The organism is Methylobacterium oryzihabitans, assembly GCF_004004555.2.
GTDB lineage: Bacteria > Pseudomonadota > Alphaproteobacteria > Rhizobiales > Beijerinckiaceae > Methylobacterium > Methylobacterium oryzihabitans.
Map to the genome: position 1 here is coordinate 1 of NZ_SACP01000141.1, position 466 is coordinate 466.

The window sequence follows — 466 nt, forward strand, 5'->3', positions numbered from 1 at the left end:
CTGGGCAGCCCGAGCAGCGTGACCCGCTGACCGGCCTGCCCAGTGGTGGCGTGGATGCATTTCTGGATCTGCTGACCGAGCGCATGCGGCCGATGGTGGCCGGGCTGGCCCCCATCGACCTGCAGCGACAGACGCTGTGGGGCCACTCCTACGGCGGGCTGGCCGTGCTGCATGCGCTGTTCACCCGGCCCGGGGCGTTCAGTGACTATGCGGCGGCCAGCCCTTCGCTGTGGTGGCATGACGGGGCAATCGTGCAGGAGGCACAGGGCCTTGAACAACGGTTGGGCAGCAACCCTGTGCGGCTGCTGCTGATGCGCGGTAGCGAGGAACCTGCCAACCCCAGGGCGCAGTTAAAGGGCGATGTCGAGAAGCCTGCACGAGAACTGGCGGCAGACCTGGCCATGGTACAAGGCCTTCAGGTGCGTTTCGAAAGGTTCGAAGGGCTGGGCCATGGGGAAATGCTGGG

The 466-nt window shown here is 66.5% G+C and carries 1 protein-coding gene; it reads left to right on the plus strand.

The window, feature by feature from the left end; translation table 11 throughout:
- Positions 1–466, plus strand: a 466-nt coding sequence (locus EOE48_RS28745) for an alpha/beta hydrolase (protein WP_148239825.1), incomplete at both ends; no start/stop codon positions are given.